This window comes from Lysinibacillus sp. NPDC048646 (assembly GCF_050272295.1).
GTDB lineage: Bacteria > Bacillota > Bacilli > Bacillales_A > Planococcaceae > Lysinibacillus.
In genome coordinates, this window is sequence record NZ_JBNNLZ010000007.1 from 71319 (window position 1) to 84348 (window position 13030).

The following is a 13030-nucleotide window of genomic DNA, read 5'->3' on the forward strand; positions in this document are numbered from 1 at the left end:
GAAATCACCACATTCTATATTTTTGAAAGAACATAAGGTGATGAAACCTGTACCTTATGCAGTGGGTGACGTCATGAAATCTCTCTTGCATTACCTACCGCATTAATTAGTAGATGGACTTTGTTGTAAAAATACGACAACGATGATGAATAAGTGCAATTGCTTTTTAAAGGAAACCCCCTTCTTTTATATGTTGATACTCACGTTTTATAAGTACCTCTCTATTACCGTAAAACAAAAAATGGAAATACAATACTGACAAATGTTAATAGTTTGACTATTAACACTAGTAAAATGCTTAAAATTTGGTATAAAATGATAGTTAACAGGCTTTTTATCCATCATTACCGTAAAATAATGCTATCTATCTTTTGAACTAAGGAGAGAAATAATTTTGCCCAATATTCTATTATCTTCTAAAATAAAAATCCCTCATTGCTTGGCAGAAGCTGTGGAAAGACCTAGATTGTACGATGTTTTTCAAGATAACACTATAAAAAAAGTAATGATTATACGTGCACCTGCAGGTTATGGCAAAACAACACTTTTAAGTCAATGGCTAAAACGTACCGAACAAAATATTGCCTGGGTATCAATAGATCCTGCTGATAATGATCCTATTCGTTATTGGACATACGTTCTACATGCAGTGGCAAAAGCCAGTCAATCGGATATAGACAAAGTGTTGGAACCACTCTTGCAATCACAAGAGGCGACTACTTTTGAATTCCTAATTGACGCCTTTTTACATGAAGTCAATACAATGGAAGAAACCTTACATATCGTCATAGACGACTATCATTTAATTGAAAATTATGTGATTCACCAAATGATGATACAATTTATCGAGCAACTTCCAGAGCATGTCCACGTCTATCTAACAACACGCACAGCCTTGCCATTACCAATCGCAAAGTGGCGCGTTAAGCAATGGGTCTATGAAGTTACTATTGAACACTTACGTTTTACCTATCAGGAAGCAGGGCAATTTTATGCCATGAAAAATTTAACCTTACCCCATCAAGAAACCCTACAATTCATTTTAGAAAAAACCGAGGGCTGGGTAGCGGGCTTATTATTGACGAGTCTAGTTACTGAGTCAGCGTCTGAACAACAATGGCATGGGCTAGCACAGCCACTCGTATCTGAATTTTTATTACAGGAAATTATCGCGACGCTCTCACCAAAAACACAAGATTTTCTCATACGGACATCGGTGTTAAATGTGCTCGATCCAGCTGTCTGTAATAGCCTTACACAGCGAACAGATAGCCTTGAATTGCTTGAAGACTTAGAGGAGAAAGGGCTTTTCATCGTGCGGTTACAGTCAACAAAACCTGTTTTTCGCTACCACCATTTGTTCGTGGAAGCTTTACAAAGCGAATTTAAAAGAAGGTTTTCAGTCCAACAGGTAACGGCATTTGCACAGGAAACGGCTACGCTCTTGCATGATCATGGGGATTTCATCTCTGCCATTGAACTCGCACTTCATCATCATCTTTTCGAACAAGCTGATTTATGGATAACAGAACATTTAGTGGAGCTTTATTTGTCTGGTCAAACCGCTACCTTTATGCGTTGGCTACATCAGTTACGAAATCATCACTATACGGTTCCCTGCGAAATGCTTGTCATGGGGTTAATTACGGCTCTTTCTACATTGGAAATAACAGAAGCTTCGTCGTTTATGGAGGAACTTGAAATACGTCAACACAACGAGCAATGGATGGATCAGGAAGAAAATAAGGCAATGGCCTATATTTATGAAACGGTAAAGGCTTATGCCATCATCACTACAGGTGGGGATTTACAAATAGCCAAAGATATTATTCAAAAACAACTTGCCAAAGAAGCTGTATCCTCTCGTTGGGATCAAGTACCGATGCAATATAATATTTTTGAATATAAACTATTACGGACAAGTACTGGCTCAAAGGGAAAAATACCAACAATGGAGGATGGTAAGGCGATTGCAGACCTTTTTCGTGAGACAACTTATCAAACAACAAATGTTACAGCGTTTAGCTATGGAGCTTCGGCGGAATCTTTATATGAGCGAAACTTAATGGACTACGCAAAAAAAGACCTTGAAATCGCTATCGAATATGGACATCAGCTCAATGACCCTGGCTTATTTATCCCTATGTATTTATTAAAGGCGAAAATTTATATAGCCGAAAAGCAATTCATTTCTGCACAGGCCATGCTTACGCAAGTTAAGGATATGGTCAAGGAAAAACATTGGTTGATGACCCTTCGAATCATGCAGGCCTATTGTTATGTTTTAGCAGGTGATCCCATGAATGCCGAAATTGAGTTACAAGCAACGAAAACAAAACAGCCATTTTGGATGCTTGTCTACGCGCGCTTATTACTATTGAAAGAACAAAATGAAGACGCCTTAACTGTTGTTATCCAAGTGAAAACAAAGGCACAACAGGATACACAAATTGCCACTATAATTGAAGCAACTGTTCTTGAGGCCATTTGTCATCTAAAACTTGGTAAGACAGATTCGGCATTAGATATTTTACATGAAGCATTGGCACAAGGAGCACCCTATTACTATATTCGTACTTTTTTAGACGAAAAAGAAATTCACCCCCTTTTAAATAGCTATTTTAAACTGTTACAAGATAATCACACGTCTAAATGGGAGCCTATTTCGCTTCATTATTTGCAACATCTTCAAATAGAGGACGCTAGAAACAGTGAATTGGATGATTTACTGACACCACGTGAACAAGAGGTGTTTGATTTATTAGCGGGCGGCGTAACAAATCGTGAAATCGCTGAAAAGCTTAACTTATCGGAAGGAACCATTCGTGTTTACTTATCAACGATTTATAGTAAACTTGGTGTCAATTCGAGGACTAAAGCGATTCTTCTTAAAAAACAATAAATGGCACGGAAATAGAGGACAAAGCTGATAGATGCTTGGGTTGTGCTGATAGAACCGTCGTTAGCACTGATAGATGCTCCATTTGCGCTGATAGAACCGCCGTTAGCACTGATAGCTTATTTCAAACATAAAAAAGGCTGTTCCCTATCAGTACATACTGACGTGGGAACAGCCCATTTTTTATTATTTTTGTACAAACATTTGTGTCCAGTAATTGCCTTCTGTTACATAGCCTACACCAATATGTGTAAAGTTTTTACTCATAATATTCGCTCGATGTCCTTCGCTATTCATCCATGCCTTCACAACTTCTGCTGCTGAGCGTTGACCCATTGCGATATTTTCTCCGGCTGATTTATACGTAATGCCATAGCTCTTCATCATTGCAAATGGTGAGCCGTATGTTGGGCTTGTATGACTGAAATATTTTTTGTCATGCATATCTTGAGATTTATATTTGGCTACTCTTGAAAGCTCCCAATCTTCTTTTAACGCTGGAAGACCTGCTTTTGCTCGTTCAGCATTGACAAGTTTAACAACTTCTTGTTCTACAGTTGCTTGTTCTTTCGTAGGAATATTAATTTTTTGTCCTGGTGTAATTTGATTTGGGTTCGCCAGTTGTGGGTTCGCCTCAATTAACTCCTGCACACCCGTTTGTGATTTTACGGCAATTTTCCAAAGAGAATCGCCTGCTACTACTGTATATGAATCTGCTGCCATTGCGCTTATTGGTACTAGTAAAGATACTGATAATACTGAGGCCATTGCCACTTTTTTTACTTTTTTAAACATCGAATCATTCCTTCCTGTTTGCTCTATATTCATGGTAAATAGTTTCAGAGCATAATTCATCACTAAATATTTGGAAGGATTTTTACAATTGTATGACAAGGCCTGCGGTTGTCTTCAAGATACCTTTCTTAGCGCGATTCAAGGCTATGAGTTTAGTAATAATTTCGCAATATATTTGTAACAGGAATAAATTACTATAAGTTTTTTTAGCAAAATGCTATTTTTCAAGCTACAAATATCCCAATAAATAGAAAAAATCACGCTCGATTAGTGAAAGAGTGATTTTGCATATTCTTAATTTTATGTCATCATTCAAAGAAGAGTCATCTCCAATATACCTATCTAACCGCTACTTATTTAGTTTCAAAAGAGACGAATCTTCAACTAAGGTAGCTGTGTTAAATAATAATAGTACATCTTCTATGCCATGTTCAGTCATATACTTTGCAATACTGCCGTTATAATAACGAAGATCGATGACATGAATTTCGGAAACATGGTTTGTGAGGAATGGGATGACATTATGCGCATAAGAGTCTTTAATGACTAACAGCTTATCTTGTTCAATTTGCTGTGGAGCAAGCTCTGTTGTAAGCTTCATCAGCGCATGAACGCCTCCTAAGAAATAAGAGTACTGATCCTTCTTCGTAAGAAAACTTTTATCATACATAGTTGTCATTTTTTGATCAGAATCGGCGATATACATCTCTGTCGTTACGTCTCTACGAGGTATGTAAACTTGAATCGTATCCGGCTTTACACCAGTAAACTGACTTCTTGTATGGTAGCTCCCCAGAAAAGAATCGCTGGCTGTTTCAATTACAAACTCGTTCTCAGGAAGCGCACGCCACCCTTTGCGCGCCGCATATGCAACATAGGCTAAATAGGCTCCATATGTCGACCAATGATGATCAGTCCGATAGTAAATGGCTTCAGACGTATGCGGTTCTAAAAAATCAAAACCATTCATAAATGGTATCTCTTTGTGCATATGATCGCTGATAAATTGATTGACCTGCTTCTCGGAGTACACTGGCGCTTTCCATGGTAAGCGCTCAGGATACAAACCAATTGATGTTGGTGCAAGCATAAACGTTATATTTACGTCAGAATAGTTAGTAGCAAATAGGTTGACCGATTCCACATATTGCTGAACCTTTGTATAATCTGGCTCTAAAAACTTTTCAAATAAATAGCCATCTTTCCCTTTATAAATGCCGTTATTCTCCTGCTGCAAACGAACCTTTTCCGAAGTTGACTTTACCCATAACCATTTGTCCCGAAATGGAAAATGATCCGTTATAAAACGCTCCGCTTCTTCGGCATATTTCTTTGATCGTAAACTTTCCCAGGTTAAATGTGGAACAGCTTGTAAATATCTATTTTCTAGGTCAGAAAAACGTTGATGAGGCAACAGGACAAGCAGTAGAGCGATTAGCAACATTGTACCGACAAATCCATATACGAATAATCGCTCTGCTTTTTGCTTCATATAGTTTTTCCCCTCCCTAAAAACGAAAATATAAAAATGGATTAAACGTAGCATCTACCAAATAGGCGACAGAAAGGGCATACAGAAAGCCATACCAAATAACATGAAGTATCGACATATCCTTGGTGCTTAACCCGACCTTTAATGGTAGTGAGGCGACAATTAAAACTAACAGTAGCACCGCATTTGTATAAAAAAAGTACACGGTCTCATTATTCCAAAGCGCTTGTCCATTAAATCCCCACATAGCAGCTAAATAGCCAACAATTAAAGAAGGCTGGTCAAATGCGAACAGCACCCACCCAATTAGAATGAGAATGATCGCATACAGGTGTCTGACCCAGCGTGGACAGCGCAAGAGGTATGTTAATCCCCACCATTTTTCAAAAATGAGAATGATACCGAAATACAATCCCCACCCTATAAAATTCCAATTTGCGCCATGCCATAATCCCGTAAGCAACCACACGATTAGGATATTACGCATTTGAATGGCTAACCCTCGGCGATTACCACCAAGGGGAATATAGACGTATTCTCGAAACCAACTGCCGAGTGAGATATGCCACCTTCTCCAAAAATCAGTCATGCTCTGTGCAATGTACGGTTTGTTAAAATTCTCGTTAAAACGAAAGCCAAACATCAAACCGAGCCCAATGGCCATATCAGAGTAACCACTAAAATCAAAGTAAATTTGGAAAGCAAACGCAATAATGCCAAGCCATGCCGTCAACACAGGCATCGATGCTGGATTAGTACTTGATATTGTGTCCCACAGCAAGCCGATATTGTTTGCTAGTAGCACTTTTTTTGCCAAGCCCATCGTAAATCTTCGAATCCCTGCGGCAAACATCTCGATATTTACCGAACGCTGTTGTAGCTGCTGTGCAATTGTGTTATATTTCACGATCGGTCCTGCCACTAATTGTGGAAACAGCGCCACATATGTTCCAAAGTCAATCCAATTTCGCTGTGCTTTAGCCGTCCCTCTATAAACGTCGATGATATAAGACATCGATTGGAACGTGTAAAAGGATATGCCAATGGGCAAAGGAAGTTCGGTTAGAGGGATAGTTGTACCGAGGAACGCATTGACATTATGAATTAGAAAATCAGCATATTTAAAATATGATAACAGCATGAGATTCACGATTATCGAACAAACAACAATGCTCTTTCTTTTTACCGAATTCATAGTAGGTTTATCGAGTAGCAAACCAAAACAATAATCCGTCAGTGTAGATAGGAGCATAATGACGATATAAACAGGTTCGCCCCAGGCATAAAAAATAAGGCTCATGATAAATAAAATGAGATTTCGAATACTTCTAGGCGAACAATAATAAAGTGTTAGCACTGCCGGCAAAAATGCGAATAGGAAAAGAAGGCTACTAAATACCATGGTTGACTATTTTTGTTCGAAAAAGCTATCGTAAACTTTAATTAGCTCATCTGCGCTATCAGAAATAACCAATAATACATAATTTCCTTTTGTTATCAGTTTATAATTTTTGGCATTTTCGTATTGTTCAGGAAGATATTGCTCAAATTGCTTTATTACATTTTCTGCACGTTGTTTTGCTGCCGCTTCAACCTCCGCGACATCATTTGCATCCTTCACTTTTAAAATGGCAATTTCATTTGTTTTTACGTTCATCATTGGCACACGAACAGAATAATCCTCAAGCTTCTCGGGATCAATATTGTAAAGGTTCTGCAATTCCTCTGCTGATAATTCCATTTGAGCTGGTTGCTCTACTTTTTCCACCATTTGATCTGCCATTTCTTTCGCAGACTGTTTTACTTCTATTGTAGAAGACTTATCGCCAGCACAAGCTGAAATCACCATCGCTAACACGATTGTTAACAGTAACATCATTGTTTTTTTCATTTGATTCGCTCCTTCTATTTGAGTTTTACAATGAGATTAGACGTAGACAGTCTACGAATGTTACGTAATAAAACTATTTTAATCATAAAATTTTGAGCTTATGCAAATAGTATACTTAGATTTCCATAAGACATACTTGATTTCCACTTATTTAGATGTACAATCCTTTGTGATTTTAACGAGCCAAAATACCTACAAAAAAATAAGATGGCATACAACGCTTATAGCGCAATGCCATCCCTCTATAGAATTACTTACTTTCTTCTATAATTTATCTTTCTGCTATAAAGCCTGTAGAGCCATACAATGTACAGCCAATCATATACGAATGTGGCGATTGAAACAATTGTTATCAACGGCGTTCTAAAATACATATAGAACGCGACAGAAGCAAACAAAGTACCAATCATTTTACAAACCGCAATAGACATCGATTGACCGCCCGCGTTGCCTCTCCATAACAATAAAGAAATAAACAGCCCTGACATCATCAGATTTTGAGAAAACGCAGTATATTTCCCTTCAATATCATTCAGTTCCTGGGTCATTGTTAGGATAATGAGAAAACTTACCCCCAACGTTACGAGGAAAGATGCATAAAAAAGTTTTGTGGATATGAATTTTTTATATTCCTGACGACCATATCTTAAATACTGTAGCAAAATAACAATATCGAGTAAAAACCAAAGCAACGTAATGATTTTTTGCAAGTCATTTTGCGGATAAATAAAGGTGAAGATGAATTCCCAAGAAATATTCGCACAAATGGCCACCATCGGCATGCCGTATTTCTTATCTTGAAATCCACGCTTTATAATGAGTATGTATGTAATAATCCAAAAAATCCCCATGCCTAATTGGCAAATCAATAGAAAACTATCCTGATCCATAAACACACTCCTTTTTTACATGAATAACGGAAAAAACAAGGTCTTCTCCGATACTATATGACCAGAAATTTATCAAATATGTCTGGTAAAAGGAGTTCGATGTTAAAGTTAAAGCACTAATAATGATACCCGCGTTTTTTCTTTGCGTGGTATGCAAATCGCCCCAAAAAATGATACATAGCATAAGCTATACATTGGCAATTCAATCATATATAGTAAGATGAGGTGATGATATGAAAACAAAAATTTATACCAACAATGACAAATTCATAGCAGGAACTACCTTAAAAGATACTAGGGAACTTGAACATAACAATATGGCACTACATGTCTGCATTAGTGCGGATGATGTGCTACAGAATCGGAAGAAATTAGCGGCTACGCTGCAATGTGACGTGAATGATTTTATCTGTACCCAGCAAACGCATAGCGCTAATTTTCATCGGGTAACATCTGCTGATATAGGGCGGGGAGCTGTACAAAAAGATACGGCCATAGCCAATACCGACGCTCTTTATACATTTGAACCAGATTTGTTATTATGCAGTTTTACGGCCGATTGTGTACCTGTGATTTTTTATAATGAGGTTAATGGCCTTGTCGGAGTGATTCATTCTGGTTGGCAAGGGACGGTCAAGGAAGTGACATTACTACTCTTTCTGCATTTAATACAACATGAGCAATGTCGTCCCCAAGATTTTCACGTACAAATTGGTATGGCACTCAGCCAGCAAAAATTTGAGGTTGATGTAGATGTCTACGAAAAATTTAAGAACCTAGGCTACGCCGAAGAATTTATGTATTACAACGCAGAAACCTATAAATATCATATTAATAATCAGCAAACGGTGAAAAAGCAATGTGAAGTTGCTGGTATTCCGTCGGATAACATTAAAATTGATCCAACTTGTACGTATATTAGCACGGATGGCTTTTCCTATCGTCAAGACAAACAAGCAGGCAGACATCTAAGCTTTATTATGCGAAAAAGCATAGGAAGCCAAAAGTAACACTAACACTCAGAAGTTTGAAAACTCATTCATCGCACATCAAAAAGGCAATTTATCACGCATTCCAAATGTGATAATTGCCTTTTCATCTATACATAAGCCAACTATTAACTTTAGCCCTCCATTATAAAGTAAATTTCCCACCATGATAACAATAGTAAGTTTCAGCTTTAAGATCTTTAATCTTTCTCAAAGACTGTTCTGCTTTTTCAACATTTAAACAAAAGTGTGGATTAGCAATGACCAATTCATGATGCTCATGAACAGCTGCATCACCTGTAATTACACTTTTTAAACTTGGAAAATATAATGAAATATGCCCTGAAGTATGCCCTGGTGTTGCTACTACTTTACATTTGTTATCTAGAATCATATCGCCATCATGTACCTTTTCATCAATTGAAACATGCTTCAAATTCTTTAATTGCTGTATAAACCATTTACCAAATTCGATTTCTTCATTTGGCATATTTTCTAGCATTTCTTCGGCTTGAACCAATCTCTCTGACTTCATTTCACCACTAATGTATTTTGATTCAATTTCACTAGCTATAATGTTAATCCAAGGATACTTTTCTTTGAAATCATATAAGGAACCTATATGATCATCATCATAATGAGTAATGATTATATTCTTTAAATTCTTCATTTCATATCCATTTTTTGAAATTTCATTTTCAATTAAAGTTAAAAAATTTGTATACCCTGTATCGACCAAGGTTAGTTCATTATTCAATATAATTAAGCTAGGATAAATGGTATTTTTTTGTCCATTAAATTCAAATTCAATTGGTAGTGCTAATATCTTCATTTTTCTTCCTCCATACTGCCGGTTTCTGAAACATTCGATAGCCGAATATTCTATACATTCATTATACATGACGATATAAAATCTTCATATCGCCCCAATTTTCAAACAACTATGTTGTTTTTAAAACGACTTTATTATTCGTAAACATCTGCGTAATTAAAAAACATTCATTTATTTTTGAATCCCTCCAATAATGGCTATCCTAGATAACACTTACATCGAACAGGGGTGATGATGATACGAAAACCCAATATTATGGTCCTTAGCCTACTCATCGCCATGTTGAATATTTTTGATGGTTTCGCTACGCATTACGGGCTAATGCTACATATAATTGAAGAATTAAACCCTATTATGGATTTCTTATGGGTGACTAGCCCAACCATGTTTTTAGTGGTGAAAATGATGCTGTCGTATTTCATTTCCGCTCTTTCCTATTTAGTTTATCGCAAGAGCGGTGAACGGTTCCAAAAACTCTTTTCTTTCTGTTTGGAATGGTTATTAATCATTTACTTAGGCATATTCGCCCTCCATATGTATTGGTTAACGATGCTGTAACTAACAGTTATTTAAAGAAAAATAAATAGGCCTGCGTCCATTATCTTATCGAACGCAGACCTACTGTTCTTGGTTGATTATGTAACGAACATTTTTGAAAAACAGCAAAATAGATTTGAAATACTACAGCAATGCAAAAAAAGATGCATCTCATATAAGCATGAGACACATCTTTGTAAATACCGTTTTTAGTTGTGATCATCCATTTCAACTGGACGACGTTTGCCGATACCGAAAACATAGTAGCTAATTGTCACAAGGACAAGGAACACAATCCCTACGATTAATGACACACGTGTATCGTCATTAAACCACATACCAATAAGTACCATCACTAAAAAAGCAATTGTTACATAGTTAGTAACTGGCGCAAATGGCATTTTAAATGGGTGTTTTGCCAATTGTCCATCTTTTACTTTTCTAAAGCGAATTTGACTAATCAAAATAATAAACCATGGCACCATCCCAGGAAGCACACTTGCACTGTATACATAGACAAATAAATTTTCAGGCGCAATATAACTAAGGACAACGCCAATGACTAATCCAACAAGTACACCAGCTGTCCCAAATAACGGCACGCCGTTACTAGAAAGCTTTGCAAAGAATTTTGGTGCTTGGCCATTCATCGCAAGGGTATACAGCATACGTCCTGCGCTATAAATTCCGCTATTACAGCCAGACATTGCCGCCGTGATGACAACAAAGTTAATAATCCCTGCTGCCGCAGTAATCCCAACCTTTGCAAAGGTTGCTACAAACGGGCTACCGATTGTACCCAACTCATCCCATGGGTAAACAGTTATAATGACAAAAATCGCACCAATATAGAATATTAAAATACGCCAAATAACACTTTGAATCGCATTCGTAATTGTTTTTTGCGGATTTTTTGCTTCTCCCGCTGTTATCCCGATTAGTTCAACTCCTTGGTAGGCTGCTACAACTAATGATAGCGCAAAGAAGAAGCCAGTCCAGCCACCCGTGAAGAAGCCGCCATGTTCCCAAAGATTCGATAACCCTATCGCGATGCCACCATTACCAATACCAAAGAAGATCAGTCCAAAACCTGCGATAATCATGAGAATTATCGTGACAATTTTAATCATCGCAAACCAGAATTCAAATTCACCAAACGATTTAACTGAGATAAAGTTCGCAACACCTAGAATCACCATCGCGATTAAACCAGGAATCCACGCTGGTAAATCTGGATACCAATACTGCATGTAAGTTCCTACTGCTATGATTTCTGACATCCCAACGATAATCCACTGAAACCAGTTACTCCACGCTGTTAAATAGCCCGCTAATGGATGAATATACTTATAACCAAATGTTGCAAATGAGCCTGTGCTTGGTTCCATATAGAGCATCTCACCCATTGCACGCATAATGAGAAATATAAAAATCCCTGATATAGCATAAGCAAGTAGCACAGACGGTCCTGTCCACTGAATGGCACTTGCAGAGCCCATAAATAGACCTACACCAATCGTACCACCGAGAGCAATCATTTGTATATGACGCGCCTCTAAACCTCTTTTTAATTCTTTATTTGCCACTTGAATTACGCCTCTTTCCTTCTTGTTGTTCCACATTTAAATTACTTTACTAATAATAATAAATTCTTCACAAAAACACAATTGTATTTTTAGGAAAAACATTGAATAAGCAACATTTCCTTTAGTATAAGATTATTCAAAATATTATTTCGAAATATTAAAAAAATTAAGAATAATCCTTTTATTACATAAATCCTTTAATAGTTCATTTGATTTAAAAATTTGTTATTCACCTAATTTCACTTTCATTTGCACAAACATTTGACCTTGATGTCAAAACACATAAATTTTTTTCCTATTTTCAAGATAAAAGTAGCTTAAATGTGAAAAATATATTGATAATTTATTGAAGAAGAAAGGAATAACTCAGCTAAAGCAAACGCTTGGTGCTTTCGATTTTTTATTGTAGGCATCGGCGCCTACCCATACCAATACGTGGAGGATGTTGCTTATGGCATTGCGTTAGCAATTACGAATAAGCGTGCTGCAGGACGTCTCTAAAAAAAGCTGGGTATAGAGTACTCCATATCCAGCTTTTTTTGCACGTACTTAGATACGACAACGGTGCGCTCACGCTTAAAGAGCATGGTTCGTATTTACATTCCGTAAATACGAACCATGCGCGATTTATTAATGTAATCTATCATCAAACATTAATTGTATTTGAATACCAAACGGGTCTTCAACAATACCGTATGCTTTGCTAAAAACGTTACTAGATAACGGAACAATGATTCTCACGCTCTCATCTGTCGTCAAGCTCTTGTAAAAATGCTCGATTTCTTCTAAGTCTGCACTTTGAATACACAATGAAGTGTTGTTCCCAGCTACATATTTTTCTGTGACATCCATTGTATCTTCTGCCAGCATTACCTTTGTTTTTCCGATTGCTAAGACGGAATGAGCAATATAATTTTTATTCTCTTCAGTAAGCTGCAGCGAGCTGTCATGTTTTGCCATGTCTTCATAGGTAACGACTAACAATTGCTCTGCGTTAAAATGCTTTTTGTAAAAATCGACCGCTTCTTTTGCTTTTCCGTTCATGGATAAGAAAATAGCTACTTCTAATGTTGTACTCATAGTATCAATCTCCCTTTTTAAAAATAATTTTAGGTAGAT

The 13030-nt window shown here is 37.0% G+C and carries 11 protein-coding genes; 3 read left to right on the top strand and 8 right to left on the bottom strand.

Going from position 1 to position 13030, the window contains the following annotated elements:
- Positions 1-394: 394 nt before the first annotated feature.
- A complete protein-coding gene (locus ACQKII_RS10200; RefSeq protein WP_427458861.1) occupies positions 395-2902 on the top strand; it encodes a LuxR C-terminal-related transcriptional regulator in 2508 nt (835 codons plus the stop codon).
- A 183-nt stretch (positions 2903-3085) separates the two neighbouring features.
- Here the strand turns inward: ACQKII_RS10200 and safA are convergent, their stop codons facing one another.
- The 5 genes from safA to ACQKII_RS10225 all read right to left on the bottom strand — a co-directional run bounded on the left by safA (position 3086) and on the right by ACQKII_RS10225 (position 7967).
- Positions 3086-3694: a SafA/ExsA family spore coat assembly protein gene (gene safA / locus ACQKII_RS10205; RefSeq protein WP_427458863.1), complete on the bottom strand. Its 609-nt coding sequence runs from the start codon at positions 3692-3694 to the stop codon at positions 3086-3088.
- 349 nt (positions 3695-4043) lie between these two features.
- Positions 4044-5186: a DHHW family protein gene (locus tag ACQKII_RS10210; RefSeq protein WP_427458865.1), complete on the bottom strand. Its 1143-nt coding sequence runs from the start codon at positions 5184-5186 to the stop codon at positions 4044-4046.
- Positions 5187-5202: 16 nt separating this feature from the next.
- Positions 5203-6588 (bottom strand): MBOAT family O-acyltransferase, encoded by a 1386-nt coding sequence (locus ACQKII_RS10215; protein WP_427458866.1) that lies wholly within the window; start codon positions 6586-6588, stop codon positions 5203-5205.
- A gap of 6 nt (positions 6589-6594) precedes the next feature.
- On the bottom strand, positions 6595-7077 hold the full coding sequence (locus ACQKII_RS10220; protein WP_427458868.1) for a DUF4358 domain-containing protein: 483 nt from the start codon (positions 7075-7077) through the stop codon (positions 6595-6597).
- Between the two features lie 254 nt (positions 7078-7331).
- On the bottom strand, positions 7332-7967 hold the full coding sequence (locus ACQKII_RS10225) for a hypothetical protein (RefSeq protein WP_427458870.1): 636 nt from the start codon (positions 7965-7967) through the stop codon (positions 7332-7334).
- Positions 7968-8200: 233 nt separating this feature from the next.
- Here ACQKII_RS10225 and pgeF point away from each other — a divergent pair, with 233 nt between their 5' ends.
- Positions 8201-8977, top strand: a complete 777-nt coding sequence (pgeF, locus tag ACQKII_RS10230; protein ID WP_427458872.1) for a peptidoglycan editing factor PgeF — start codon at positions 8201-8203, stop codon at positions 8975-8977.
- A 124-nt stretch (positions 8978-9101) separates the two neighbouring features.
- Here the strand turns inward: pgeF and ACQKII_RS10235 are convergent, their stop codons facing one another.
- On the bottom strand, positions 9102-9788 hold the full coding sequence (locus ACQKII_RS10235) for an MBL fold metallo-hydrolase (protein ID WP_427458874.1): 687 nt from the start codon (positions 9786-9788) through the stop codon (positions 9102-9104).
- A 231-nt stretch (positions 9789-10019) separates the two neighbouring features.
- Here ACQKII_RS10235 and ACQKII_RS10240 point away from each other — a divergent pair, with 231 nt between their 5' ends.
- Positions 10020-10346: a DUF5658 family protein gene (locus tag ACQKII_RS10240; protein ID WP_427458876.1), complete on the top strand. Its 327-nt coding sequence runs from the start codon at positions 10020-10022 to the stop codon at positions 10344-10346.
- 188 nt (positions 10347-10534) lie between these two features.
- Here the strand turns inward: ACQKII_RS10240 and ACQKII_RS10245 are convergent, their stop codons facing one another.
- Together ACQKII_RS10245 and ACQKII_RS10250 are read right to left on the bottom strand one after the other, a co-directional pair.
- Entirely contained in the window at positions 10535-11911 is a 1377-nt protein-coding gene (locus tag ACQKII_RS10245; RefSeq protein WP_427458878.1) for an amino acid permease, read from the bottom strand.
- A gap of 630 nt (positions 11912-12541) precedes the next feature.
- A complete protein-coding gene (locus ACQKII_RS10250) occupies positions 12542-12991 on the bottom strand; it encodes a VOC family protein (RefSeq protein ID WP_427458880.1) in 450 nt (149 codons plus the stop codon).
- Positions 12992-13030: the final 39 nt, after the last annotated feature.

Excerpts from the sequence above, each read along its gene's own strand:
- safA (WP_427458863.1), bottom strand. The coding sequence starts at position 3,694 with ATGTTTAAAAAAGTAAAAAAAGTGGCAATGGCCTCAGTATTATCAGTA.
- ACQKII_RS10210 (WP_427458865.1), bottom strand. The coding sequence starts at position 5,186 with ATGAAGCAAAAAGCAGAGCGATTATTCGTATATGGATTTGTCGGTACA.
- ACQKII_RS10215 (WP_427458866.1), bottom strand. The coding sequence starts at position 6,588 with ATGGTATTTAGTAGCCTTCTTTTCCTATTCGCATTTTTGCCGGCAGTG.
- ACQKII_RS10220 (WP_427458868.1), bottom strand. The coding sequence starts at position 7,077 with ATGAAAAAAACAATGATGTTACTGTTAACAATCGTGTTAGCGATGGTG.
- ACQKII_RS10225 (WP_427458870.1), bottom strand. The coding sequence starts at position 7,967 with ATGGATCAGGATAGTTTTCTATTGATTTGCCAATTAGGCATGGGGATT.
- pgeF (WP_427458872.1), top strand. The coding sequence starts at position 8,201 with ATGAAAACAAAAATTTATACCAACAATGACAAATTCATAGCAGGAACT.
- ACQKII_RS10235 (WP_427458874.1), bottom strand. The coding sequence starts at position 9,788 with ATGAAGATATTAGCACTACCAATTGAATTTGAATTTAATGGACAAAAA.
- ACQKII_RS10240 (WP_427458876.1), top strand. The coding sequence starts at position 10,020 with ATGATGATACGAAAACCCAATATTATGGTCCTTAGCCTACTCATCGCC.
- ACQKII_RS10250 (WP_427458880.1), bottom strand. The coding sequence starts at position 12,991 with ATGAGTACAACATTAGAAGTAGCTATTTTCTTATCCATGAACGGAAAA.